The sequence below is a fragment of the Micromonospora sp. NPDC005197 genome, assembly GCF_040608295.1.
Lineage (GTDB): Bacteria > Actinomycetota > Actinomycetes > Mycobacteriales > Micromonosporaceae > Micromonospora.
This window is the reverse complement of the sequence record NZ_JBEXHY010000078.1, coordinates 1-25618: the sequence shown is the minus strand read 5'-3', so window position 1 is coordinate 25618 and position 25618 is coordinate 1. Positions and strand designations below refer to the sequence as shown.

At 73.6% G+C, this 25618-nt stretch carries 22 protein-coding genes, 1 pseudogene and 1 riboswitch; of the genes and pseudogenes, 17 read left to right on the top strand and 6 right to left on the bottom strand.

Going from position 1 to position 25618, the window contains the following annotated elements:
• From ABZU46_RS22340 to ABZU46_RS22295, 10 genes are all read left to right on the top strand, one after another.
• Positions 1 to 836, top strand: an 836-nt coding sequence (locus ABZU46_RS22340) for a beta-ketoacyl synthase N-terminal-like domain-containing protein (protein ID WP_354860713.1), incomplete at its 5' end; no start/stop codon positions are given.
• A 98-nt stretch (positions 837 to 934) separates the two neighbouring features.
• Positions 935 to 1429, top strand: coding sequence for a beta-ketoacyl synthase chain length factor (locus ABZU46_RS22335; RefSeq protein WP_354860712.1), 495 nt, complete (start codon positions 935 to 937; stop codon positions 1427 to 1429).
• On the top strand, positions 1426 to 3042 hold the full coding sequence (locus ABZU46_RS22330; RefSeq protein ID WP_354860711.1) for a class I adenylate-forming enzyme family protein: 1617 nt from the start codon (positions 1426 to 1428) through the stop codon (positions 3040 to 3042). Before ABZU46_RS22335 ends, ABZU46_RS22330 begins: the two co-directional genes overlap by 4 nt.
• A gap of 22 nt (positions 3043 to 3064) precedes the next feature.
• Positions 3065 to 4303, top strand: a complete 1239-nt coding sequence (locus ABZU46_RS22325) for a beta-ketoacyl-[acyl-carrier-protein] synthase family protein (protein WP_354860709.1) — start codon at positions 3065 to 3067, stop codon at positions 4301 to 4303.
• 72 nt (positions 4304 to 4375) lie between these two features.
• Entirely contained in the window at positions 4376 to 5467 is a 1092-nt protein-coding gene (gene hppD / locus ABZU46_RS22320) for a 4-hydroxyphenylpyruvate dioxygenase (RefSeq protein WP_354860707.1), read from the top strand.
• The gene (locus tag ABZU46_RS22315; RefSeq protein ID WP_354860705.1) at positions 5464 to 6393 is read left to right on the top strand and encodes a phytanoyl-CoA dioxygenase family protein; all 930 of its coding nucleotides are present in this window, start codon (positions 5464 to 5466) and stop codon (positions 6391 to 6393) included. Before hppD ends, ABZU46_RS22315 begins: the two co-directional genes overlap by 4 nt.
• Position 6394: 1 nt before the next feature.
• Positions 6395 to 7186: a DUF3050 domain-containing protein gene (locus ABZU46_RS22310; protein WP_354860704.1), complete on the top strand. Its 792-nt coding sequence runs from the start codon at positions 6395 to 6397 to the stop codon at positions 7184 to 7186.
• Positions 7183 to 8154 carry a thiamine pyrophosphate-dependent dehydrogenase E1 component subunit alpha gene (locus ABZU46_RS22305; RefSeq protein WP_354860703.1) on the top strand — a complete coding sequence of 324 codons (972 nt, stop codon included), beginning with the start codon at positions 7183 to 7185 and terminating at the stop codon, positions 8152 to 8154. Before ABZU46_RS22310 ends, ABZU46_RS22305 begins: the two co-directional genes overlap by 4 nt.
• A gap of 28 nt (positions 8155 to 8182) precedes the next feature.
• On the top strand, positions 8183 to 9151 hold the full coding sequence (locus ABZU46_RS22300; protein ID WP_354860701.1) for a transketolase C-terminal domain-containing protein: 969 nt from the start codon (positions 8183 to 8185) through the stop codon (positions 9149 to 9151).
• Positions 9148 to 10506, top strand: a complete 1359-nt coding sequence (locus ABZU46_RS22295; RefSeq protein ID WP_354860700.1) for a hypothetical protein — start codon at positions 9148 to 9150, stop codon at positions 10504 to 10506. The genes ABZU46_RS22300 and ABZU46_RS22295 overlap by 4 nt, the downstream gene beginning before the upstream one ends.
• Before the next feature lie 72 nt (positions 10507 to 10578).
• Here ABZU46_RS22295 and ABZU46_RS22290 read toward each other — a convergent pair whose 3' ends face one another.
• Together ABZU46_RS22290 and ABZU46_RS22285 are read right to left on the bottom strand one after the other, a co-directional pair.
• Positions 10579 to 11250: an SGNH/GDSL hydrolase family protein gene (locus tag ABZU46_RS22290; RefSeq protein ID WP_354860699.1), complete on the bottom strand. Its 672-nt coding sequence runs from the start codon at positions 11248 to 11250 to the stop codon at positions 10579 to 10581.
• 9 nt (positions 11251 to 11259) lie between these two features.
• On the bottom strand, positions 11260 to 12216 hold the full coding sequence (locus tag ABZU46_RS22285) for an exo-alpha-sialidase (RefSeq protein ID WP_354860697.1): 957 nt from the start codon (positions 12214 to 12216) through the stop codon (positions 11260 to 11262).
• A gap of 304 nt (positions 12217 to 12520) precedes the next feature.
• Here ABZU46_RS22285 and ABZU46_RS22280 point away from each other — a divergent pair, with 304 nt between their 5' ends.
• Positions 12521 to 13096: a hypothetical protein gene (locus ABZU46_RS22280; RefSeq protein WP_354860695.1), complete on the top strand. Its 576-nt coding sequence runs from the start codon at positions 12521 to 12523 to the stop codon at positions 13094 to 13096.
• Between the two features lie 34 nt (positions 13097 to 13130).
• On the opposite strand, the gene ABZU46_RS22275 is transcribed toward ABZU46_RS22280, so the two are convergent.
• The 3 genes from ABZU46_RS22275 to ABZU46_RS22265 form a co-directional block, all read right to left on the bottom strand.
• Positions 13131 to 14054 (bottom strand): aminoglycoside phosphotransferase family protein, encoded by a 924-nt coding sequence (locus ABZU46_RS22275; RefSeq protein ID WP_354860694.1) that lies wholly within the window; start codon positions 14052 to 14054, stop codon positions 13131 to 13133.
• A 234-nt stretch (positions 14055 to 14288) separates the two neighbouring features.
• A complete protein-coding gene (locus ABZU46_RS22270) occupies positions 14289 to 15512 on the bottom strand; it encodes an MFS transporter (protein ID WP_354860692.1) in 1224 nt (407 codons plus the stop codon).
• Complete coding sequence (locus tag ABZU46_RS22265; RefSeq protein ID WP_354860691.1) at positions 15509 to 17074, bottom strand: AMP-binding protein; 1566 nt, start codon at positions 17072 to 17074, stop codon at positions 15509 to 15511. The genes ABZU46_RS22270 and ABZU46_RS22265 overlap by 4 nt, the downstream gene beginning before the upstream one ends.
• 310 nt (positions 17075 to 17384) lie before the next feature.
• Here ABZU46_RS22265 and ABZU46_RS22260 point away from each other — a divergent pair, with 310 nt between their 5' ends.
• The 6 genes and pseudogenes from ABZU46_RS22260 (at position 17385) to ABZU46_RS22235 (ending at position 23708) form a co-directional block, all read left to right on the top strand.
• The gene (locus ABZU46_RS22260; RefSeq protein WP_354860716.1) at positions 17385 to 18662 is read left to right on the top strand and encodes an SGNH/GDSL hydrolase family protein; all 1278 of its coding nucleotides are present in this window, start codon (positions 17385 to 17387) and stop codon (positions 18660 to 18662) included.
• 67 nt (positions 18663 to 18729) lie between these two features.
• Positions 18730 to 19941 (top strand): cytochrome P450, encoded by a 1212-nt coding sequence (locus ABZU46_RS22255; RefSeq protein ID WP_354860689.1) that lies wholly within the window; start codon positions 18730 to 18732, stop codon positions 19939 to 19941.
• 9 nt (positions 19942 to 19950) lie between these two features.
• A pseudogene (locus ABZU46_RS22250) lies at positions 19951 to 20871 on the top strand (alpha/beta hydrolase); the annotation flags it as partial.
• Positions 20872 to 20998: 127 nt separating this feature from the next.
• Positions 20999 to 22117, top strand: a complete 1119-nt coding sequence (locus ABZU46_RS22245) for an alpha-hydroxy acid oxidase (RefSeq protein WP_354860688.1) — start codon at positions 20999 to 21001, stop codon at positions 22115 to 22117.
• Complete coding sequence (locus ABZU46_RS22240; protein WP_354860715.1) at positions 22066 to 23448, top strand: PLP-dependent aminotransferase family protein; 1383 nt, start codon at positions 22066 to 22068, stop codon at positions 23446 to 23448. The genes ABZU46_RS22245 and ABZU46_RS22240 overlap by 52 nt, the downstream gene beginning before the upstream one ends.
• Positions 23448 to 23708, top strand: a complete 261-nt coding sequence (locus tag ABZU46_RS22235; protein ID WP_234587138.1) for a hypothetical protein — start codon at positions 23448 to 23450, stop codon at positions 23706 to 23708. The genes ABZU46_RS22240 and ABZU46_RS22235 overlap by 1 nt, the downstream gene beginning before the upstream one ends.
• Before the next feature lie 144 nt (positions 23709 to 23852).
• Here the strand turns inward: ABZU46_RS22235 and ABZU46_RS22230 are convergent, their stop codons facing one another.
• Positions 23853 to 25289: a glycine hydroxymethyltransferase gene (locus ABZU46_RS22230; RefSeq protein ID WP_354860687.1), complete on the bottom strand. Its 1437-nt coding sequence runs from the start codon at positions 25287 to 25289 to the stop codon at positions 23853 to 23855.
• Between the two features lie 19 nt (positions 25290 to 25308).
• Positions 25309 to 25398: riboswitch (ZMP/ZTP riboswitch) on the bottom strand.
• Positions 25399 to 25618: the final 220 nt, after the last annotated feature.

Sequence of the window (25618 nt, the reverse complement as noted above, 5' to 3'; positions counted from 1 at the left end):
TGCTGCTCGCCGTGCACGGCGGCCCGCCCGGCCCGTCCGCACTGGCGGCTCGGCTCGCCGAGGGCGGCGGACTGTCCGGTCCGACCCGCGTCTACACCAGCGCCTGCGTGTCGGCGAGCACGGCGGTGGCCGACGCCGCCACGCTGATCGCCCGGGGCGACCTGGACCGGGCGGTCGTGGCCGCCGGCTACCTCGTCGAACCGGACCAGTTCGCGCTCTTCGACGCCGGCCGGGCTCTCTCCGACGACGGGGCGGTACGCCCGTTCAGCGCCGGCCGACGTGGGTTGCTGCTCGGCGACGGGGTGGCCGCGGTGGTGCTCGAGTCCAGCGCGGTGGCCCGTCGACGCGACGGTGAGCCGGTGGCCACCGTGGTCGGTTGGGGGCGGGCCGGGGACGCGTTCCACCCCTGCCAGCCGGACCCGTCCGGCACCGGGCTGGCGCACGCGGTACGCGCCGCGCTGCGCCGGGCCGGGCTGCCACCGCAGGCCGTCGGCTACGTCAACGCCAACGCCACCGGCACCGCGCAGAGCGACGCCGCCGAGGCGGCAGCGCTGCGCCAGGCCCTCGACGGGTACGCCGGGCAGGTGCCGGTCAGCTCCACCAAGGCGCTGCACGGGCACGCGTTGGAGGCGTCCGGGCTGCTCGAACTGATGGTCACCGCGCTGGCGCTGCGCCACGGCGAACTGCCCGTCAACGCCGGCTGGCGCGGCCCGGACGAGGCGTGCCCGCTGGATGTCATCACGGACCGTCCACGCAGGACGACCGCGACCCACGCCCTGACCCTCAACGCCGCCTTCGGTGGCGCCAACACCGCCCTCCTGGTCGGCACCCCGTGACCACCCCGACCTCCCCGCGATCGTGCACCTTCCGTCCCGACGAATCCGAGGAAGCACGCGAAACGACTACCGAAATCGCACGATCGCGGCAGGCGGGGGTGCGGGAGCTCGCCCGGGCTCGCTGGCCCGAGGACGGGGACGGGGACGTGCCGGGAGTTCCGGGGTTCGTGTTCTCGGGGTTCGCGCCGGTGGTGGTGGCCGTTGCCGAGCGGTGTCTGCGCCGACGGTACGGGACGGGGCCGGTGCCCACCGGGACGCGGACGGCGATCGTGCTGGTCACCGCCAGCGGCGACCGGGCCAGCGCGGAGCACGTGCGGGCCACGGTCGAGGCCGGAGGACGGGTCGGCCCGCTGTTCTTCTACCAGTCCGTGCCCAACAGCGTCGCCGGGCACCTCGCGGCCCGCTGGGGGCTGCGCGGCCCGGTGGTCTGCCTCAGCCCGACCGGCGACCCGTACGCCGACGGCACCGCCGAGGCGACCCTGCTGCGCGACGACGGCGACGCCGACGAGGTGTTGCTGGTCCTGATCGAACAGGCGCCCGACACGTCCACCGAGGCGGTCGCGGTGCTGCTGGGGGGAGGAGCACGACCATGAGGACACCGGGACTGCGCGGCGCGTTGGCCGCCGACACCGAGCTGGGCGCGGGCAACATGCTGGCCCGGGTGCTGGCGCACGGCGCCGACCCGGACGGGCCCGGCCTGACCTTCGACACCGCCGTCGACGGGCACCCGGCGCAGGCGCCGCTCACGCTGGGCCAGCTCGACGAGCGGGTCGCCGCCCGCGCCGCCTGGCTGCACGAGCGCGGGGTACGCCCCCGCGACCCGGTCGCCGTCTGGGCCACCGCCGCCGCCGACATGGTGCTGAGCTTCCTGGCACTGGCCCGGCTCGGGGCGATCCCGGCGCTGATGAACGGCAAGCTCCGCCCGGAGATCGCCGCCGAGTACATCCGCCGGCTGCGCGGCGTCGGTGTGCTCGCCGACGACGCGCACACCGCGCTGCTGGCCGGGCACGACCTGGGCGTACCGCTGCTGGGCACGCCCGCGCAGGCAGGCGCGGGCGACCCGGCCGCGGCCCCGGCGCACTACCGGCACCACCCCGACGACCCGATCGTGATCACCCACACCTCCGGGACGACCGGGGTGCCCAAGGCGGTGCTGCACTCGCACGCCAGCCTCTTCGCCGCCACCCGGCACCTGCTCACCATGCCGCAGGCGCAGGGCACCCGCCGGATCCTCAACGCGCTGCCCGCGCCGCACACCGCCACCGTGCTGATGGTCAATCAGGCGCTGGGCAACCGCGCGGAGATGTTCCTCCTGTCCGAGCAGGGCGGCGAGCGGGTGCTCGACGCCATCCAGCGCTGGCGCCCCGACGGGGTGTTCGGTTTCTCGGTCACCTGGGCCGAGCTGGCCCGCTTCGACCTGTCCGGGTACGACCTGGACTCGGTGCGGCTGTGGTTCAACACCGGCGACTGCTCGCACGAGCCGCACATCCGCCGGCTGGTCGCGACCGGCTGGCGGGACACCGTCACCCGCGACGGCGTGGCCCGGGTGCCCGGCTCGGTCTTCATCGACGGGCTGGGCTCCAGCGAGATGGGGCACTCCATGTTCCACATCACCCACCGCGCCGACACCGACCGGTACGGCCGCTGCATCGGCCGGCCGTACGAGTTCGCCCGGGTCGCGGTGCTCGACGCCGAGGGCGAGCCGGTGCCGGTCGGCGAGGTGGGTTTCCTGGGCGTCGACTCGCCGTCGCTGTTCCGGGGCTACTGGAACGACTCGGTCACCACCTACCGGTTCCGCCAGCGCGGCTGGTACCTCACCGGTGACCTGGTCCGGGCCGACGCCGACGGCCGCTACTACCACCTGGACCGGGCCGTCGACTCGGTCGACGCCGGAGACGGCCGGCGGTTCTTCACCGCCCTGTCCGAGGAGAAGATCCTCGCCACCTGCCCGGACGTCACCGACTGCACGGTGGTGATCGTCGCCGAGGCCGGCGGTGTGGCCACCGACGTGCTGCTGGAGTTGGCGGCCGGGGCCGACGAGGCCGAGGACCGCACCGAACGGGTCCGCGCCGCGCTCGGCGCGGACGTCGGCGCCACGCTGCGCCGGGTGGTGCCGGTGCGCTCGGACGACATCCCGGTCACCGTGACCGGCAAGGTCCGCAAGGTGGCCCTGCGCGAGCGCTACCTGAGCGAGGCGTCGTCGTGAGCGGGCGATCCGGAGCGCCGTCGTGACGGCCTTGATCACCGGGATGGGCCTGTTCACCCCGGTCGGGCGGGGCGCCGAGGAGACCTTCGACGCGCTGACCACCGGCCGTTCCGGGCTGACTCGGCCGCCCGACGGGCATCCGGCGCGCGAGTCGCTGGACGTCGCCGGTCTGCTGCCGGACATCGACCCGCGCAGCGTCGTGTCCGGGCCGGAGAGCCGCGTGCTGGACCGGATCGTGGTGCTCGCCCTGCTCGCCGCCGCCGACGCGCTCGCCGACGCCGGCATCGAGGTGGGCCGCGACGTCGATGAGTCCCGGATCGGCGTGATCGTCGGCGGGGTCGGCGGGATGGCCACCCTGGAGACCCAGGTGCTCGCCCGCGCCGCCCGGGGCCGCGCGGCGGTCAGCCCGTACCTGCTCACCGGCATCCTGCCGAACATGCCGGCGGCGCGGATCGCCATCGCGCACGGCATCCGGGGCTACAGCTCGTCGGTCGGCACGGCCTGCGCGTCCGGCGCACAGGCGGTCGCCGACGCGGTCCGGTTGATCCGGGCGGGGGAGGCCGACGTGGTGGTCTGCGGGGCCAGCGAGGCGCCGCTCTTCCCCACCTTCGCCGACACCTTCGGCAACGCGCGGGCGCTGGCCCGCGCCGGGGACGACCCGTCCCGGGCGAGCCGGCCGTTCGACACGTCCCGCTCCGGGTTCGTGCTGGCCGAGGGCGCGGCGCTGCTGGTGCTCGAACGTGCCGAGCACGCCGCCGCCCGCGGCGCCACCGGGTACGCCGAGGTGGCCGGCTACGGCGCGACCACCGACGCGTACCACCCGACCGCCCCGCGCCCCGACGGCGCCGGCGCGGCCGCGTGCATCCGTGGCGCGCTGCGCAGCTCGGGCGTGCCCGCTGCCGCGGTCGGCTACGTCAACGCGCACGGCACCGGCACGAAGCTCGGCGACATCGCCGAGGCCACCGCCCTCGCGGACGTCTTCGGCGACGGCGGCGTGCCGGTCAGCTCCACCAAGGCGCTCACCGGCCACCTGCTCGGCGCCTCCGGGGTCCTGGAGGCGGCGGCGACCGCGCTGGCGCTCGGTCGGGGGCTGCTGCCACCGACGTACCACCTCGACGACCCGGACCCGGCCTGCCCGGCGGACCACATCCGTGGCACCCCCCGCAAGGCCGACCCGGAGTACGCGCTGACCAACTCGTTCGGGTTCGGCGGCCAGAACGTGAGCCTGCTGCTCGCGCGGGTCGCCGAGCCGAGGAGGTGAGCGACGCGGCATCCCGGACGGGGGGCGTCCGGACGGCAACACGGGGGGAAGCATGGGGAAGGGCACTGAAACATGGACATCCGTGGGATCGACCACATCGAACTCTACGTAGGTGACGCCCGGCAGGCGGCCTTCTACTTCAGCACCGCCGTCGGTTTTCAGATCTGCGGCCAGGGTGGCCCGGAGACCGGCCTGGCCGGGCAGCGCTCACTGCTGCTCTGCCACGGCGACATCCGCCTGCTGCTCACCTCCGGGCTGAGCGCCGAGCATCCGGCGGCCCGGTACGTGCAGCGCCACGGCGACGGTATCGCGGTCGTCGCGGTCGAGGTCGGCGACGTCGCCGAGGCGTACGCCGAGCTGGTGGGCCGGGGCGCGACCGGCGTGACGCCACCGACCACGCTGACCGGCGCGGACGCCGAGGTGGTGACCGCCGAGGTGGCGGGCTTCGCCGACGTGCGGCACCGCCTGGTGCAGCGCCGGGGGAGCCGGGCCGACTTCCTGCCCGGCGTGATCACGCCGACGCCGTTCACGGCGGAGAAGGGGAAGCCGGTCCTCGCCGAGGTCGACCACCTGGCGGTCTGCGTGCCGTCCGGCGAGCTGAACGAGACGGTCCGGCACTTCGAGGGGCTGTTCGACTTCGCGCAGATCTTCGAGGAGCACATCGAGGTCGACGGGCAGGGGATGAACTCCAAGGTGGTGCAGAGCCCGTCCGGGCAGGTCACCGTGGTGCTGCTGGAGCCCGACCGGGCCCGCCGGCCAGGGCAGATCGACGCGTTCCTCGACCAGCACGCCGGTGGGGGAGTGCAGCACCTGGGGCTGCGTACCGACGACATCGTCGCCGCCGTGGAGTCGCTGGGCCGGCGCGGGGTCCGCTTCGCCGGCACCCCCGCCAGCTACTACGACGCCCTGGAGGCGCGGGTCGGTCGGGTGGACGCCCCACTGGAACGACTGCGCGAGCTGGGAGTGCTGGTCGACTCCGATCACGGCGGGCAGCTGTTGCAGATCTTCGCCGAGTCGATGCACGTGCGCCGCACGCTGTTCCTGGAGCTGATCGAGCGGCGGGGCGCGAGCGGCTTCGGCAGCGGCAACATCAAGGCGCTGTACGAGGCCAAGGAGCGGGAACTGGCCGCCGCGGCGGCGACACCACAGGGGGTGGGGGCATGACCGCGACCGAGTACGAACCGACGCTGACCGCCCAGGAGAGGGCGCTGCTGCCCTCCGACGACGACGTGCGGCACTACGCCGAGCACGGCTGGTACCTGTCGAAGAAGCTGTTCACCGACGACGAGGTGGACGCGCTCGCCGCCGCCGCGCAGCGCTACTACGACGGCGAACGCGACCGCCGGCTGCCGGTGCGTCCGCCGAAGCTCGCCTACTGGGAGCCCGCGAAAGGGCCGGTGCAGCGGCACAACGACTACGTCCACCACGAGCACGACGGCCTCGGCGCGATCCTGCGTAAACCGCTGATCGGCGCGGTCGCCGCCCGGCTCGCCGAGGCCGACGAGATCCGCGTCTTCCAGTCCACGCTGATCTACAAGCCGCCGATCTCCGGCGAGCCGAGCAACATCGTGCCGTGGCACTTCGACAAGCACTACTGGGCGTCGTCGTCGTCGGAGAAGATGCTCACCGCGTTCATCCCCTTCCACGACTGCGGCCAGGAGATGGGCACCATCACCATGGTCGACGGCTCGCACCGGTGGTCCGAGATCGGCGCCGACGACACAGTCGTGCGGCACTTCGCCGACCGCGACCGCGGCCAGCTGGAGGAGATGCTGGCCGAGAACGCCGCACACAACGGCGCCGAGATCCGCAAGATCCCGATGGTGATCCCCAAGGGACACGTGAGCTTCCACCACTGCCGCACCTACCACGGCAGTGGCCCCAACGTCAGCGGTCGCCCCCGACAGGCGATCTCGCTGCACCTGCAGGACGGCGACAACGCCTGGCGGGCGTACCCGCTCTCCGACGGCTCGCTCGCCGCGTACAACCACGACGTGCTGGTCCGCCGCACCCACGACGGGCGGCCGGACTACGCGGACCCCGACTACTGCCCGGTCATCTGGCGCCACCGCGCCCAGCAGGGAGGCTGACATGTCACGGTACGACTGGGGTAGGACGCACCCGGGCATCGAACGGCTGGAACAGGCGGTGACCGAGCGACGCGACGCCGTGGTCAAGCACCCGCTCTACGCCAACCTCGACACCCACGAGGCGCTGGTCACCTTCATGGAGCACCACGTCTTCGCGGTCTGGGACTTCATGTCGCTGCTCAAGTCGTTGCAGCGGCAGTTGACCTGCGTGACCGTCCCCTGGATTCCGACCGGCCCGACCGGCAGCCGCCGCCTCATCAACGACATCGTCATGGTGGAGGAGAGCGACGAGCTGGGCGAGGGCTACATCAGTCACTTCGAGCTGTACGTGCGGGGAATGGCCGAGGCCGGCGCGGACACCACCGCCGTGAACGCCCTCGTCGACCTGCTGCGCGCCGGCCGGCCGGTGACCGACGCGCTCGCCGAGGCGGGGGCGCCGGCCGCGTCCGCGCGGTTCGCCGCGACCACCTGGCACATCATCGAGTCCACCCCGGTGCACTGTCAGGCGGCGGCCTTCGCGTTCGGCCGGGAGGACCTGATCCCGGACATGTTCACGCAGGTCGTCGCGGTCAACGAGCGCAGCAACCGGCTGCACACCTTCGTCGACTACCTGGAACGGCACATCGAGGTCGACGGCGAGCAGCACACCCCGATGGCCATGCAGATGCTCGCCGACCTGTGCGGCGACGACGACACGAAGTGGCAGGAGTGCGCCGACACGGTCAACACCGCCCTGGCCGCCCGCGCCCGGCTCTGGGACGACATCCTCGCAGCGGTCAAGGGGCCGGCGTGACCGACGCCGACCCGGTCCGGCTCTACCGCACGGTCCGGCTGATCCGCCGGTTCGAACAGCGTGCGGTGGAGCTGGTCCACGGCGGGCAGATCGTCGGCGGCATCCACCCGTACCTCGGTCAGGAGGGGATCGCCGCCGGCGTCTGCGCCGCGCTCGGGGCCGACGATGTGCTCGCCGGCACCCACCGCGGGCACGGGCACGTGCTGGCCCGCGGCGCCGACCCGGCCCGGATGCTCGCCGAGCTGTGCGGCCGGCTGACCGGCCTCAACGCCGGGCGGGGCGGCTCGATGCACGCCGCCGACCTCAGCATCGGCGTGCTCGGCGCGAACGCCATCGTCGGCGCCTCCGGCGGAATCATCACGGGCGCGGTGTGGGCCCGCCGACGGCAGGGCCGCGACACCGTCGGGGTGAGCTTCTTCGGCGACGGCGCGGTCAACGAGGGGATGCTGCTGGAGGCGTTCAACCTGGCCGCGCTGTGGCGGGTGCCGGTGCTGTTCGTCTGCGAGAACAACGGCTACGCCACCACCATGCCGGTCGCCGGCGCGGTGGCCGGCAGCATCGCCGGCCGCGCCGCCGCCTTCGGCATCCGGGCCGTCGAGGTCGACGGCCAGGACCCGGAGGCGGTACGCGACGCGTCGGCCGCCGCTGTCGACCGGATGCGCGCCGGCGGCGGCCCCGAGCTGATCGAGGCCCGGACCTACCGCTTCGACGCCCACCACACCTTCGAACACGCGGTACGCCTCGACTACCGCCCGCCCGACGAGGTGAGCCGGGGCCGGGCCCGCGACCCGGTGCGCATCCAGGGCGAACGGCTCTCCGACGCCGAGCGCGCCGCAGTGGACGCCGAGGTCGAGGCGACCCTCGACGCGGCGGTGCGCTTCGCGCTGGACAGCCCGCACCCCGACCCGGCCGACGCGCTGGCGTACCTGTACGCCAGCGGCCTGACCGCCCGCACCGGAGGTGGCTGAATGACCGTGCGCACCGGAGGTGGCTGAGGTGCCCCGACTGTCGTACCGCCGGGCGTTGACCCGGGCGCTGGCCGACGAGCTGGCCCGCGACGAGGCGGTGTTCCTGCTCGGCGAGGACATCCAGGTCGGCGCGTCGCTGGTGACCACCGGGCTGGCCAAACGGTTCGGCGTCGACCGGGTCCGCGACACCCCGCTGTCCGAGCAGGCGTTCACCAGCTTCGCCACCGGGGCGGCGCTGGCCGGGCTCCGGCCGGTGATCGAGTTCCAGATCCCGTCGCTGCTGTTCCTGGTCTTCGAGCAGATCGTCAACCACGCGCACAAGTTCCCGCTGATGACCGGCGGGCAGTGCGCGGTGCCGGTCACCTACCTGGTGCCCGGCTCCGGTTCGCGTACCGGCTGGGCGGGGCAGCACTCCGACCACCCGTACAGCCTCTTCGCCCACGTCGGCGTGGTCACCGTCGTGCCGGCCACCCCGGCCGACGCGTACGGGCTGCTGGTCAGCGCGATCCGGCACGACGACCCGGTGGTGGTGTTCGCCCCGGCCGGCGCGATGGACAGGCGCGACGACGTGTCCGATCTGGAGCCGGTGCCGCTGGGCCGGGGCCGCATCCACCGCTTCGGCGACGACGTGACGGTCGTCGCGGTAGGGCACCTGGTGCACGACGCGCTCGCGGTCGCCGAGGAGGTGGCCGACCAGGTCTCGGTGGAGGTGTTCGACCCGCGCACCCTGTACCCCTTCGACATCGACGGGTTGACCGAGTCGGTGGCCCGCACCGGGCGTCTCGTGGTGCTCGACGACGCCAACCGCTCCTGCGGCGTGGCCGCCGAGATCATCGCCTCGGTGGTGGAGCGGGTCCGGCTGCTCGCCCCGCCGCGCCGGGTCACCCGCCCGGACGGCGCGGTGCTGCCGTTCGCCCCCGCCCTGGACCGCGCCGTGCAGCCGTCCCGGGAGCAGCTCGCCACCGCCATCCACCTGACCATGAAGGACTCATCATGATCGACCCGAACTACTCGTGGCCGTCGGCCGACGGGGCCTGGACCGACCTGCCGGAGCCGGCCCGCCGGGCCATGGTGGCCAGCGGCGCGGCCGCCTGGGAACGCGTCTTCCACGGGCGGGCGACCTACAACAAAGAGTGGCGGCTGGCCCGCCCCCCGGTCCTGACCGCCGACGCCTGGCGGGAGTTGAACGAGGTCTGCGACCGGCTGGCCCAACTCATCCTGGACGCCTGCCGGCGGCGGGTGGACACCGCCGGTGAGCTGCGCCAGCTGCTGGGCGTCCCGGCGGGGGAGACCCGGCTGCTGGACGAGTCGGAGCCGCTGACCGAGGCGCTGCTGGCCGCGTACCGGCCCGATGTGATCTTCACCGAGGGCGTGCCGAAGTTCGTCGAGTACAACATCGACAGCAGCCTCGGGGGAGGATTCGACGCCGACACCGTCATCCAGCGGTTCGCGCAGCTCTACGCCGAGCACGGCATCCTCGACGAGCTGCCGGTACGCGCCGCGCCGTCGCTGCTGGACCAGCGTTTCGTGGCGATCCGCGAGGAGCTGGGGTTGCCCGACGGCGCCCGGCTGGCGCTGCTGATGGACTTCGACGCCGACTATCCGGGCCTGGACGACCCGGAGACGTTCATCCGCATCCTCAGCCCGCTCGCCGTACGGGCCCGGGACTTCGGCATCGACCTTGTCATCGCGCCCCTGTCCACCGCCACCCTGGCCGCCGACGACCGGCTCGTGGTCGACGGCGCGCCGGTCGACGCGCTGTTCCGCCTCTTCGTGCCCAACCGGGTCACCCCGACCGCCGGCCTGGACGCGGTGGCCGGCGCGTTGGCCGCCGGCACGCTGCCGATGTTCGTGTCGGCGGCGGCCTGGCTGCTCGGCAACAAGACCACCTTCGCCTGGCTGTGGGAGGACGTGGACGCCCTGCCCGCCGACGACCAGACGCTGATCCGCCGGCACGTGCCGTACACGGTGCCGTTGACCGTCGCGGTGCTCGACCGGGCGATCGCCGAGCAGGCCGAGCTGGTGGCGAAACCGGCGGACGGCTCAGCCGGGCACGGTGTGCTGATCGGCCCCGAGCTGAGCCCGACGGACTGGGCCGACGGCCTGCGCGCGGCCGTCGACCGGGGCGGCAACATCCTGCAGCGGTATCTGCCGGCCGACCGGGTGCCGATGGACTTCGTGCAGATCGAGACCGGCGAGACGGTGACGGCCGACGTCCCGTACTCCCTGGCCCCCTACCTGTTCGGCCGCCACGCCTCCGGCGGCCTGGCGAGGGTCGGTTTTCCCGGCGGCGACGGAATCCTCAACCTGGCCCACGGAGTCCTCCTCACGGGAATCCTCCTGTCCGACTGACCCCGACCCCCAACCGGTTGATCATGAAGTTATTGCCCCGACACGCCGTGCCGGACGGCAATAACTTCATGATCACCGTCGCGGTCGGAGGGCGCGGAGGGTTTCGGCTGTCGCTACCGCGTCGCTGCGGGCGCTGCCGTGGCGGCCGTCGGTGCTGTAGAGGGTGGGGTCGGCCGTCAGTGGGTGGTCCGTGAGGTGCACGTGGACCGTTCCCAGGCGTTCGGCCAGCCGCGCCGTGTGCGCGGAGAGGCGTCGCATCCGTTCCCCGAGGCCGGCCCGCACGTGCTCGGGCACGGCCGGGCTGTGCGACACGTCGAACATGCCCACCGTGATCACGTCCGCGCCGGTGTCCCGTAGCGCGCTGATCATCGCGGTCAGCTCGGCGTCCACCGCGTCCGCGTCGTACGCCGGATGAAAGGCGTCGTTGCCGCCGCAGACCACCAGCGCCAGGTCCGGCTCGAAGGCCAGCGCCGGGGCGAGCTGCGCGGCCCGCACCTGGTGCGCGCGCAGCCCGCGCCGACCCAGATTCCGGTACGCCAGCTCGGGGCGGACGGCGGTCAGCTCGGCGGCGACCCGGTCGACCCACTGCACGTCCGGGTAGCCCGGGGTCGGCTCGCACATGCCCTCCACCACGCTGTCGCCGATCGCCACGAACCGCCGCCACGGGTGCCCGCGCAGCAGTTCGCCGGCCTCCCCGGGGCGGAGGCAGTACGGATCGGTCGCTTCGTCGAGCGTCGATGGCATGCCGGCACGCTAACCGACCGCCGCCTCCTCGGCCAGGCTGACCTCGGCCAGGTAGACGCAGGTGCGCCCCTCATGGGAGGAGTAGTAGCTGACCCAGAGCAGATCGTCGTGCCAGACCAGGCCCGGGTAGCTGGTGTCGCCGCCGGAGGGCAACGCGACCAGTTCGGTCAGCGCGCCGCGCTCCGGGTCGACGGCGCAGATCGCGGTGCGGACGTCGCCGTCGAGCAGCCGTACGCCGGCCAGCAGCCGTCCGTCGGGCAGCCGGAGCAGCGCCGGCCCGCCCACCTGCACCCCCAGGTCGGTCCAGGTCCACTCCCGGTACGGCGGTCGGGCCCGGCCGAGCTGCGCGGTGGCGCTGTCGCCGTCGCGGCGCAGCAGGCAGTGGGCGGTGCCGTCCGGGGCGAAGGCCAGACCCGACTCGTTGGGGTAGCCGCCCTCGAACAGCGTCGGCACCCACTGACGCAGGTCGACGCCGTCGACGCTGCGGTAGAGCCGGGCGAACCGTGGCCCCCGGGTGGCGTAGCCGACGGCGTACATCGCGTCGTGGTGCCAGGCGGCCCGCCACACCCAGACGCCCGGTTCGCCGACGGAAACCGGGTCGCCCCAGCTGCGCCCGTCCCCGGAGAGCCAGGTCACCGTGTCGAACGTCTTGCTCGTCTCTCCGGTCGCCGCCGCCGCGAACAGTTGCAGGCGTCCGTCGGGCCGGACGACGAACCGCGGATCGCGCAGGTCGACGCCGTCCTGCCGGATGACCGCCGCGGAGTTCCACGCCCGACCGTCCGCCGAGGTCAGCACCCGGATCACGCCGTCACCGGAGAGGTGCGTCCGCGCCTCACGGAAGGCGCAGAACCACATGCCGGCGTACCGGACGAGGTCGGTGAACGCGCTGTGCGGCGCGCTGTCGCCGATCCGCCGCACGGCGGTGACCTCGGCGGTGCGGCGGTGGGTGGGTGACGACGACGTCATGCGCGGCGGCCTCCTGGCTGCGGAAAGAGCGGTAAATCCCGGGGCCGACGCGCGGCCGGGTCGGCCGTTCTCCGGCCCGACGGGCTCCGGCGCGGCCGCGACGGGCCGACGCTAGCCGCCCCGGCCGACGCCCGCGCGGCCAGCAGAAGAACGGACGACGAACGACGAGGTCCGTTGGCCCTGTCGGATTGGCGTCGCCGCGGCGGTGGCGTCGGCGCGGTGGGGCGGTGCGCTGGCACGGGTCCGCCACGATGGCGGTGGGCCAGCCGACCTGGGCTGGCGTGCCGGTCGGAGGGAGGTGTCGATGCTCAGCGCCTTTCTGCAGGCCCTGGCGAGCAAGCTGGTCGAGGCGATCCTCGGCAAACTGACCGAGTGGCTCGCACCGAAGGCGCTGCGGGCCGTACCGCACCGTGCCTCGCCGAACTGTCCACGCTGCGGCGGGTACGGCGTCCGGCGGTGGGCGCCCGGCGGCATGTGGGCGGTGTTCCTGCTGTCGCTGCTGGCCTTCGCGTGGGGCTTCGGGTTCACCCTGCTCGGCGTGCCGGTGGTCGTGCTGGTCGTGGTCGGCGCGGTGCTGTCCGACGGCGTCGGCGCCCTGTGGCCTGCCCTGCTCGCGCCGCTGGGCCTGCTGGTTCCCGGCAGCCTGATGGTCGGGGGAGCGTTCGGGCTGGCCTGGTATCACAGCTACCCGCCGAAGTGGTGTGCCCGCTGCCACGGCCGCTGGCCACGCCGCGACCGCGCCGAGTACCTGCGCTCGGCCCGGGAGTTCACCTGCGGCTGCGGGCAGCGACTGCGCGTGCCGAGCGCCGCCGCCGGGGCGAAACTGCGCTGCCCGCGCTGCCGGACCGAACACTCCACCCCGATCCGAACCGGTCCCTGACGAGTCGCCCCGGCCCGGCCCGGTGCGGAGGGGATCAGCGGCACACGGCGTGCTCGGCGAGCAGTTCGTCGAGCACCCGCCGGGCCCAGGCCGCCGTGGCCGGCTCCGGGGCGTCCAGCGTGATGAGCGCCTTCCACAGCGCCCACCCGCGCCCGCGCGCCCAGGTGGCCGTGTCGACGTCGAGCGCGTCGAGGAACGCCGCCCGGGCGGCGCCGCGCAGCAGGGTCCAGGCGATCACCGTGTCGCAGGCGGGGTCGCCGACACCGCAGCAGCCGAAGTCGATGACGGCGGCGAGCCGACCGTCGCGAACCAGCAGGTTGCCCTCCGCGACGTCGCCGTGGAACCAGACCGGCGGCCCGGACCAGGCGGCATCGAGAGCGGCCTGCCAGATGTCGGTGACCACGTCGACGGGCAGCCGGTCGCGGTGCGTCTCGATCGCCGCCCGGGTCTCCGGGTCGTACGTGGACAGCGGACCGCCGCGCCAGGCGCTGTGCGGGCCGGCCGCCGGGGCGTCGGTGGTGTCGACGGCGCGCAGGGCGCACAGGAAGGCGGCGAGGTCGGTGGCGAACCGGGCCGGGTCGTCGATCCGTTCGGGTCGCGCGGTCCGGCCGTCGATCCAGCCGTAGACCGACCACGGGTACGGGTAGCCGGCGCCGGGTCGCCCGTGGGCCAGCGGGGTGGGGATCTCCAGCGGCAGCTGCCCGCCGAGTACCGGCAGCCAGCGCTGCTCCTTGGGGACCTGCAACGCGTAGCCCTCCCCGCTGGGCAGCCGCACGGTCATCTCCGCACCCAGGTGGAAGGTCCGGTTGTCCCAGCCGCCGACCTCGACCGGGCGTACCGGCAGCTCGGCCCACCGGGGGAACTGCTCGGCGACCAGTCGGCGGACCAGGCCCACGTCGATGCGCCGGGCCGTCGTCTCGTCAATGTCCGGCACGTCGGGTGCGGGCTGTGCGCTCATCCGCCCGAGCCTGCGGGCTCCGCCGGCCGCCCGCAACCGATTTGCGCCGACAGTGGAACCGGCCGGGCCAGCGCTCGGGACAGGTGTCCGGGAGGTGCGGGCCTGGCCGTACCTCAACTGCCTCCTTTGCTCTGCTTCAACCGCCGCAACACCGACGCCCCGAAAGTGTTGCGTGGGTGTAAGCAGAGCAAAGGGGGCGCACGAGACGGTTGCGAGCCGCTGGGCAGCAGGGCATCAGGCGGTGGCGGCAGGTGTGGGCCGCGTCGGCGCCTTCGGGTTGGACGCCCTCGCCACCAGCGGGAACGCGGTGACGAGCAGGCACGCCACGGCCATGACCAGCAGCGCCGGGGTGAGCCCGAGCGCGTCCACCGACCAGCCGCCGAGCAACGCGCCGACCGGCAGGCCGACGAAGGCCAGCGATCCGGCGATGCCGAGCACTCGGGTCTGCAGATCCGCCGGCACCCGCTCGTAGAGCGCCACCCCGAGCAGCGGGTTGACCGCCGCGATGCCGATGCCGGACAGGAACGTCACCACGAGCACGACCGGCAACTCGTCGCTGATCGCCAGGGCGACCAGTCGAGGCGTGCCGGCGACCGTCGCCCCGAGCAGGAACGTCAGCCGGCCGGGCAGCCGGGGACCGAGCGCGGTGAACAGCACGTTGCCCAGCAGCGCGCCCGCCGAGAACGCCGCCAGCACCAGGCCGAGCCCGCTGGGGCCGTGCAGCTCTCGGGCGACCCAGAACGGGATGTAGACGGCCACGCTGGCGTTGGCGACCATGTTCAGCGCCGAGACGACGACCAGCATGCCCAGCAGCGGCCGGTCCCGACCGAGGTAGCCGAACCCGTCGCGCAGCGCGCGCAGGTAGCCGACCGGGGCGGTGGGCTGCGCCGGGGCGGCCGGGGGTCGGACCAGGAGGCCGATCAGCAGGGCACAGATCGCGAAGCTGACCGCGTCGATGAGGATCGCCTGGCTCACCCCGAACGCGGCGATCAACAGGCCGCCCACGGCGGCGCCGAACAGCGTCACCACCCGGCTCAACCCGTCGTACGCCGAGGTCAGGCGGATCAGCGGCACCCCGGCGGCCTCGGCGACCGGCCGGAACATGACGTGCTTGACCCGGTCCCCGATGCCTCGTAGCGCGCCGGCCACCGCGACCAGCGCCACCAGGGGGGCGAAGCCCAGCCACGGGGTCAACGCGACGACCACCATGGCCACCGCGCTGCCCGCGTCGCACAGGATCGACGTCCGGCGCAGGCCGATCCGGTCCGCCCAGGGCGTGCCCAGGGCACTGGACAGCAGGTACGGCAGCGTCTCGGCGAACGCGACCAGACCCATCTTGGTCGGGCTGCCGGTGGTGACCAGCACCAGCCAGGGGATGGTCACCACCGAGATGCGGGTGCCCAGGTTGGAGACCAGGTCCGCGCTGACCAGGACGACCAGCTGCCGGCGGGGGGTCACGCCCCGACCGCCGCCGCCCGGCGCGCGGCGTACTGCGCGCGCAGCGCCCGCTTGTCCACCTTCACCGACCGGTTCACCGGCAACCGGTCGACGAACTCCACCCCGGCCGGCGCCCACATCTCGTTGAGCTCGGCGGTCACCAGGTCGATCAGCTCCGCCCCGGTGACCGTCGCGCCGGGCGTGGTCACCACGTACGCGTACGGCACCTCGCCCACCGTCTCGTCCGGCACGCCGATCACCGCGGCGGCCCGCACCTGCGGGTGCCCGGCCAGGGCATCCTCGATGGGGCGGCAGAAGATCGCCCAGTTCCGCCGGTGCGTGACGATCATGTCGTGCGCCCGGTCGACCAGATAGAGGAAGCCGTCGCCGTCGAGGTGGCCGATGTCGCGGGTGCGGACCCACCCGTCGACGAGGGTCTGCGCGGTCAACTCGGGCTGGCCGTGGTAGCCGGCGAAGCTCAGCTTCGTACGCACCCACACCTCGCCGTCGCGGCCCGGCGGCAGCACCGTGCCGTCGTCGTCGCGGATCTCGATGCGTACGTCGCCGTAGGGCCGCCCGCAGGAGCGCAGCCGCTCCGGGTGCTCCGGATCGTCGGTCAGTCCGGGCAGAGCGGTGATGACCACGGCCTCGCTGAGGCCGTACACGATGCGCAGTACCGGGCCGAAGCGCGCGATGGCCTGGCGCAGCCGGGCGGGCGCGGCGGGCCCGGCGCCCACGTTGAACATGAACATGGCCGAGAAGTCGGCGCCCACCAGCGCCGGATGGTCCAGCAGCTCGTAGAGCATCGGCGGGGTGACGAAGGTCGAGTTGATCCGCTCCCGTTGCACGGCGGCCACGAACGCCGCCGGGTCCCAGTCGTCGCGCAGGAACAGCACCCCGCCGGTGAACAGGTTGAACAGGGTGGTGATCTGCCCGCTGGCCAGCCACATCGGCGAGTGCGACAGGTGCCGCAGCACGGGGAACCCGGCGGCGCGGAAGTCGGCCGCGAGGGTGCGGATCTGGGCGTAGAAGCTCTCGGTGTGGTGCACCAGCTTGGGGGTGCCGGTGGTGCCGCTGGTCTGCAGGAACGACTCCGGCGCGCGGACGGCCGCCGGCAGCGCCAGCGCCGGGTTCGGTTCGGCGTCGGCCGTGAGGTCCGGGCCGGCGCCGCCGGGGCCCAGGCAGCACACCGGTACGCCGGGCAGCGCGGCGGCCAGCTCCGGCCCCAGGCTGGCCGGGTCGCGGGCGTCGTAGACCAGGGCGTCGGGGCGGGCCAGCCGGATGAACTCGTCGACCTCCCGGCGGGCGGTGACCGGGGCGACCCACATCGTCCGGCAGCCGATCAGGTGCAGGGCGAGCTGGAGCAGCGGCCCCTCCACGGCGTTCGCGACGGTCACCAGCACCGCCGAGCCGGGCCGTACGCCGTGCTGGGTCAGCGCCACGGCCATCGCACGCACCAGCGCGGCGGCCTCGGTGTACGTGAAGCGGCGGCCACCGCCGACCAGCGCCTCCCGGTCGCCGAAGTCGGCGAAGAGATCCAGTGCCCTGTCCACGTAGGTCGCGTGCCCGGGTCCGTCAGTCATCCGGCAAACCCCCATCCGAGAAAGCGGCGGTCTCCGGGCACTCCCGGTGACGTCGCGGGCGGTGGGCGCGCGTTCGGCGACCGCACCGCCGCCGCCTGCGAGCCTAGGCCGGCGAGGGCGCGGCGGGACCGGGCCGAAGGGCGATCCGGCAGGCCCGGTGGACATTTGATCGCGTCGATCAGGTTGATTGACGCCCGTCATCGGCGGCGGCTAGGTTTCTGGACCATCGTCCAGGCGGGAGCCGTCAGCGGACGGCCCTGGGCTGCCACACGATGGAGGTTCAATGTCGACCCCGAAGAGATGGCATGTCATCGCCGCGGCCGCGGCGCTGCTGGTCACGGCAACACCCGCCGTCGTCGCCAGCGCCGGCGGATCCCCGACCGCCGCGGTCCGGCCGGATCGGGGCGAGTGGGCGGGCAGTTGGGCCGCCGCGGTCACCCGGGGCAACTCGGTCGGCCTGACCAACACCGGTCTGAACAACCAGAGCGTCCGGATGGTCGTACACGTCTCCGTGGGTGGCCCGGCGCTGCGCGTACGGCTGAGCAACCTCTACGGCGAGCAGGCGGTCCGGGTGGGCCGCGCCACCGTCGCCCGGCCGAACACCGCGACCGTCGACGACGTCTCCGACATCGACCCGGCCTCGCTGCGCGCGCTGACGTTCACCGGCGCCGCCTCGGCCACCATGAACCGGGGCGCCGAGCTGCTCAGCGACCCCCTGACCTTCACCGTCGCGGACGACAGCGACCTGGTGGTCACCCTGCACTTCCCGACGCCGACCGGGCCGACCACCTTCCACGGGCAGTCCCAGCAGACCAACTTCATCGGCGCCGGCGACCTGACCGGGGCCGCCGACGGCGGCGGGTTCACCATCCGACCCACCTGCTGCTGGTTCTTCCTGTCCGGCATCGACGTGCAGCGCAAGGGCAGTCCGGGGGCGCTGGTCGTGCTCAGCGACTCCATCGGCGACGGCAACGGCAGCACGGTCAACGCCAACCGGCGCTGGCCCGACCTGCTCTCCGACCGGCTGCTCGCCGACCGTCCGGATCGGCGCACCCCGGGCGTGCTCAACCTGAGCCTGGCCGGCAACCGCCTCAACCACGAGGGCACCGAGCCGGGTGCCGGCGACTACCCCGGCTACTTCCAGCTCGGCCCGAACGCGGCGGCCCGCCTCAACGAGGACGTCTTTCCCCAGACCGGGGTCCGTACGGTCGTCACGCACCTGGGCATCAACGACATCTGGATGTCAAACGACCCGCCGGAGGCGATCATCGCCACCCTCCGGCAGATCAACCAGCAGCTCCAGCAGCGCGGGCTGACCAGCCTGGTGGCCACGCTGACCCCGTACGAGGGGCACGGCGCCCCGGGTGTGTGGACGCCGGAGAAGGAGGCCACCCGGCAGGCAGTGAACGCGTACCTGCGCGGCAGCCGGGAGTTCGACGGGCTGCTCGACTTCGACCGGGTGCTGCGTGACCCGGCCCGGCCCAGCCAGTTGCTGCCCGCGTACGACTCGGGGGACCACATCCACCCGAACGACGCCGGCAACCAGGCGATGGCCGACGCCGTCCCGTTGCGGCTGCTCAACCTGTGACACCGGCCCGCGGGCGGCGGCCGATCCCGCCGCCCCCGGGCGCCGACATCCTGGGGAGGAGAACGTCGTGACGGTGCAGGACCTGCTCACCGGCCTCTACAGCGAAGAGGGCCGCCAGAACCCGTACCCGTGGTACGCCGAGCTGCACCGGCTCGGGCCGGTCAGCGCGGTGCCGCCCCGCGCCGAGCACCGCACGGTGGCGGCGGTGGCGGTCGGGTACGACCTGATCGACGGGCTGCTGCGCGATCCGCAGTGGACCAAGCAGCCGCCGCCGGGCTGGGAGGAGCACGAGATCCTGCGCACCTTCCAGACCTCGATGATGTTCATCAACCCGCCCGATCACACCCGGATGCGGCACGTCTTCTCCCGTACCTTCACGCCGCGCCGCCTCGGCGCGCTGGAGCCGGTGATCCTGCGGGTCGTCGACGAGCTGCTGGACAGGATGGCCGACGCCGGTGGCGGCGTCGTCGACTTCGTGGCCGACTTCGCGTACCCGATCCCCGCCCTGGTGATGGCGGAGTTCATCGGCATCCCGGCGGGGGAGCTGCAGTGGTACCGGGACCGGGTGGAGCGCATCGACGAGTTCCTGGACGTGGCCGGGAAGACCCCGCAGCGGCTGGCCGCCGCGAACACGGCGGCGCAGGAGCTGCGGGCGTTCTACCGGGAGTTGCTGGCCCACCGCCGCCGCACGCCCGGCGAGGATCTGATCAGCGCTCTGGTCGAGGCCGTCGGCTCGGGCGAGGTGGAGCTGACCGAGGAGGAGTTGATCAGCAACCTGATCGTCCTGTTCAACGCCAGCTTCGTCACCACCGTCTACATGTTCAGCAACGGCCTGCCGCTGCTGCTGGCCCACCCGGGGGCGGTCACCGCGCTGCCCACCGACGACGACCTCGCCCGGGGCTGCGTCGACGAGGTGCTGCGCCTGCAGAGCCCGGTGCACTTCCTCGCCCGGGCCGCGCCGCAGGACTCCGTGCTGGCCGGCGTGCCGGTCGCCCGCGACGACAACGTGCTCATCATCATCGGGGCCGCCAACCGGGACCCGGCGCGGTTTCCCGACCCGGACGTCTTCGACCCCACCCGCCCCGGCCCGCCGTCGCTGGCCTTCGGTGTGGGCCTGCACTTCTGCCTCGGCGCGGCGGTGTCCCGGCTGGAGGGACGCCTCGCCCTGCCCCGCCTGTTCGCCCGGTTCCCCCGGCTCGCGGTCACCGAGACCCCGACGTACAGCGGCAGCCTCTTCCTGCGCGGCATCGACAAGCTGCTGGTCAGCACCGGCGGATAGGAGACCCGCATGGCCCTGCACCCGGAGGTGGCGGCCTACCGCGCCGCCCGCGTCGCCGCCGGCACGCCGCCGCTCTACACGCAGACCCTCGGCGAGGCGCGCGCCGCCGACCTGGCCGCGATTCGCGCCGGCGGCGGCGCGGTCGAGCAGGTCGCCGAGGTACGCGACGAGCGGATCCCCGGGCCGGGCGGTGACCTGCCGATCCGGGTGTACCGGCCGGGCGGGCCGGGGCCGCTGCCCACCCTGCTGTACTTCTTCGGCGGCGGGTGGACGCTCGGCAGCGTGGACACCGCCGACGGCATCTGCCGACGACTGGCCAACGCGGCGGGATGCCAGGTGGTGACCGTCGGCTACCGACTGGCCCCTGAGCACCCCTTTCCGGCCGCGGTGCACGACTGCCACGCCGCGACCGTGTGGATCGCCGCGAACGCCGACCGGTTCGGCGTTGATCCGACCCGGCTGGCGGTGGGCGGGGACAGCGCGGGCGGGAACCTGGCGGCTGCGGTGACGCTGCTCTGCCGCACGGACGGGCCTCCGCTCGCCGCGCAGCTGTTGGTCTATCCGAACACCGACGTCAGCGCCGAGCCGTCCGGCCCGGTCGACGACGACCCGGCGTTGTTCAACCGCCGGTCGGTGGCCTGGTACCGGACGCACTACCTGGCCGACCCGGAGCACTCCCGGGATCCGCTGGCGTCGCCGCTGCTCGCCGACGACCTGTCCGGCCTGCCTCCGGCGCTGGTGGTCACCGCCGAGCTGGACCCGCTGTGCGCCGAGGGGCAGCGCTACGCGCAGCGGCTGCGCGCCTGCGGTGTGCCCACCCGCCTCGACCACTATCCGCAGATGATCCACGGGTTCTTCGCCATGCCCGGCGCCTTCACCGACGGCCAGCGGGCGCAGCACCGCGCGGCCGCGTTCCTGCGGGAACGGTTCGGGCTGCCGCCGCTGCGGGACGACCCGGCCATTGGCCAGGCTGACGATGACCCGGCCGCCGCCGGCTCAGGTGTCGGCGCAGCCGCCGCCGGCCCGGACGCCGCTGCGGCCGACGCGGGGGTGCGGGGTGGCTGAGCCGGTACTGGCCGACCTGCCGACCGGGGTGCCGGCGGCGGTGACGTTCGCCGACTACGGACCGCGGGCGCGGGCGGTGCTGGCCCCGGACGTGTGGGACTACATCGCCGGCGGCAGCGCGGCCGAGGTGACCCTGGCCGCCAACCGGGCCGCGCTGGACCGGGTGGCCGTGCTGCCCCGGGTGCTGCGCGGCAGCCACGCCGTGGACCTCGGCGCCCGGCTGCTCGGCCGGCCGTACGCGATGCCGGTCGGGGTCGCGCCGATGGCGTACCAGCGGCTCGTGCACCCGGACGGGGAACTGGGCCTCGCGGCGGCGGCCGGCGCGGCCGGCGTGCCGTATCTGGCGAGCACGTTGAGCAGCACGCCGATCGAGGAGATCACCGGAGCCGGTGCGGAGGTCTGGTTCCAGCTCTACTGGCTGCGCGACCGGGCGCTGGTCCGCGATCTCCTGGACCGGGTCGTGGCGGCGGGCTGCCACGCGCTGGTGGTCACCGTGGACGTTCCGGTGCTCGGTCGACGCCCACGCGACCTGCGCAACGCGTTCCGCCTCCCGGCCGACGTGGTCGCCGCGAACCTGCCGCACGGCCGGGACGCCCTGGCGCACGCCGGCGCCCCCGGTGTGTCCGCCATCGCCGCGCACACCGACGCGTCGTTCGAGTCCGCCCTGCGCTGGGCGGATCTGGCCTGGCTGCGTGAGCACGTCGACCTGCCGCTGGTCGTCAAGGGGGTGCTGGATCCCCGCGACGCGGTCGAGGCGGTGCGGATCGGGGCGGACGCGGTGGTGGTGTCCAACCACGGCGGGCGTCAGTTGGACGGGGCGCCGGCCAGCGTCACCATGCTGCCGGAGGTCGTGGACGCCGTCGGCGACGGTGGGCAGGTGCTGCTGGACAGCGGCATCCGTGGAGGCACCGACGTGCTGCGGGCGCTGGCGTTGGGCGCGGCGGGCGTCCTGGTCGGTCGTCCCTTGCTCTGGGCGCTGGCCGTCGGAGGGCGGCGCGGCGTGCAGGACGCGTTGGCGTTGCTCGCCGCGGAGGTGCGTGACGCGTTCACCCTGGCCGGCTGCGCCGATCCGGCGGCGGTGGCCGAGCTGCGTACGCTCGCGGCGGGCTGAGGGTGGCCCCGACGGAGTCGGCCGACCTGAGCGTCGCCGACCTGCACCCCGCGCTGGGTGATCCGGCGCTGACCTCGATGAACTTCCTCAACGAGGTGTCCGAACGCTATCCGGCGGCGGTGTCGCTCGCGGCGGGGCGCCCGTACGAGGAGTTCTTTGACGTCGCGGCGGTGCACCGGCACCTGGACACGTTCCACCGGCACCTCGTCGACGAGCTGGGTCACGCGCCCGAGCAGGCCCGACGGCTGCTGTTGCAGTACGGCCGGACCAAGGGCATCGTGCACCACCTCATCGCCCGCAACCTCGCGGTCGACGAGGGGATCACGGTCGACCCGGAGGCCGTCGTGGTGACCGTCGGCTGCCAGGAGGCGATGTTCCTGGTGCTGCGGGCGTTGCGGGCCGATCCGGCGGACGTGCTGCTGGCGGTCGCCCCGACCTACGTCGGGCTGACCGGGGCGGCGCGGCTGGTGGACCTGCCGGTGTGGCCGGTCGCCGGTGGCCCGTCCGGAGTGGACCTGGCCGACCTGCGGGCACAGGCGCGTCGGGCCCGGGCGTCGGGGCGCCGGCCGCGCGCCTGCTACGTGCTGCCGGACTTCGCCAACCCGTCCGGGGTCAGCATGAACGTCCCGGACCGGCAGCGGCTGTTGGCGCTGGCCGCCGAGGAGGACCTGCTCCTGCTGGAGGACAACCCGTACGGGCTGTTCCCCGTCGAGGACGGGCCGCGCCCGCCCACCCTGAAGGCGCTGGACACCGACCGGCGGGTGGTCTACCTCGGCTCGTTCGCCAAGACCGTGCTGCCCGGAGCGCGGGTCGGCTACGTGGTCGCCGACCAGCGGGTGGCCGGGTCGGACGGCCGGGTCGGCCCGCTCGCCGACCAGCTCGCGATGATCAAGAGCATGGTCACCGTGAACACCTCGCCGATCGCGCAGGCGGTGATCGGTGGGCGGCTGCTGGAGCACGGGTGCAGCCTGGTGCCCGCGAACACCCGGGAGCGGGCCGCGTACGCCCGCAATCTGCGTCACCTGGTCGCCGGGCTGGCCCGGCGTTTCCCGGATCGGCCGGACCGGCCGGCGGTGGTGCGGTGGACGGTGCCGGCCGGCGGGTTCTTCGTGGTGGTGACCGTGCCGTTCGCGGTCGACGACGCGTTGCTGGACACCTCGGCGCGTGACTACGGGGTGCTCTGGACGCCGATGGCGCACTTCTACGACGACACGGCGCCGGTGTGCGCGCTGCGGTTGTCGGTCAGCGCGGTGACACCCGAGCAGATCGACCTGGGGTTGGACCGGCTCGCCGCCCTCATCACCGACGAGCTCCTGCGTGGACGGTCATAATGGGCCGCATGGTTGCCTGGGAGTACGCCTTGCTCGTCCGCCGCTATCAGGGACAGGGCCGCAATTTCACCGTCTCGTTCGTCTGGTACGGCCCGGACGGGTCGCGCAAGGACATCACCCCCTATGGCGACACGGCCATCGCGCACCTCAACCGCGCCGGCCGGGAGGGCTGGGAGCTGGTCTCGGCCGCCGAGGACGTCAACAACGTCCAGGGCAGCACCGAGGTTCACCGCTACCACCTCAAGCGTCCCCTGAACTGACTGCCCGCCGCCCGCCGGGGGCGGTCACACAGTTGAGCGGTATACCTCAGCGTCATATTCATGACTCTGAGGTATACCGCTCGTTTCGGTGACCGCCACCGACAGCCCGGCCCGGGTGCCGTCGGACCCGGTCGACGACGACCGTCAGCCCAGGTCGATGGCCGGGTAGAGCGGGTGGGGGGCCAGCAGGTCGGTGGCCTGGCGGGCGATCTTGTCGGCCAGGTCGGCGTCGAGCGTGTACTTCGCCTTGGACGGGGTGCCGTCGGCGTTGGCGCCGGCCGTGGTCTGGGTCAGCACGGTGTGGATCAGCTCGGCGGTCTGGTCCATCTCGGCGGTGCCCAGCCCGCGGGTGGTCAGCGCCGGGGTGCCGATCCGGATGCCGGACGTGTACCAGGCGCCGTTCGGGTCCTGCGGGACCGAGTTGCGGTTGGTGACGATGCCGGAGTCGAGCAGGGCCTGCTCGGCCTGCCGGCCGGTGAGCCCGTAGCCGGACACGTCGATCAGCACCAGGTGGTTGTCGGTGCCGCCGGTGACCAGCGTCGCGCCCCGGCGCAGCAGCCCGTCGGCGAGCGCCTGCGCGTTGTCCACGATCCGCTGGGCGTAGTCGGCGAAGTCGGGGCGGCGGGCCTCCGCGAGGGCGACGGCCTTGGCGGCCATCACGTGCGGCAGCGGACCGCCGAGCACCATCGGGCAACCCCGGTCCACCTGGTCGGCCAGCTCGGGCTGGCAGAGCACCATGCCGCCGCGCGGGCCGCGCAGCGACTTGTGGGTGGTGGTGGTGACGATGTGCGCGTGCGGCACCGGGTCGAAGTCGCCGGTGAAGACCTTGCCGGCCACCAGGCCCGCGAAGTGCGCCATGTCGACCATGAAGGTGGCGCCGACCGAGTCGGCGATCTCCCGCAGGATCCGGAAGTTCACTTTCCGGGGGTACGCCGAGTAGCCGCCGACCAGGATCAGCGGCTTGAACTCGCGGGCCGCCTCGGCGACCCGGTCGTAGTCGATCAGCCCGGTCGCCGGGTCGGTGCCGTAGCTGCGCTGGTCGAACATCTTGCCGGAGATGTTCGGCCGGAAACCGTGGGTGAGGTGACCGCCGGCGTCCAGCGACATGCCGAGCATCCGCTGGTTGCCCAGCTCGCGGCGCAGCGCGAACCAGTCCGCCTCGGTGAGGTCGTTGACCTGGCGGACCTGGGCCTTCTTCAGCGCGGGGGACTCCACCCGGTCGGCGAGCACCGCCCAGAACGCGACCAGGTTGGCGTCGATGCCCGAGTGCGGCTGCACGTACGCGTGCGCGGCCCCGAACAGCTCCCGGGCGTGCTCGGCGGCGAGCGCCTCGACGGTGTCGACGTTCTGGCAGCCGGCGTAGAAGCGACGCCCCACGGTGCCCTCGGCGTACTTGTCGCTGAACCAGTTGCCCATGGCCAGCAGGGTCGCCGGGGAGGCGTAGTTCTCGCTGGCGATGAGCTTGAGGGACTCCCGCTGGTCGGTCAGCTCGGCGCCGATGGCGTCGGCCACCCGCGGCTCGACAGCCCGGATCACCTCAAGGGCGCTCCGGAATGCGGTGGACTCGGCGTTGTGCGACATGCGACCTCCAACAGACGTGCGGGAAGGCCCAGGCGCTCGGCAGACGTCCTCATGACGGGGCCGCTCCCCGATGGTTCTCCATCCCCACGCGCCAGTAACGGCCCGCGCCGATCCTACCGGGCCCGCCCCGGGCGACCCGGCCGACCTCCCGACGCGAGCGCGCCGAGGTGGTTGGACCGCGCTGCTACCGGCCGGGCACGACGCGGGGGCCGGCCCGGCCGGGCCCCGCGGCGAACGGGGGGTGGGGCAGGCGGGGGGATGGGTAGGGGGGGGGGGGGGGGAAGAGTGGTTGTCGGTCGGTGTTGGTGAGGGGGGGGGGCGGGTGAATA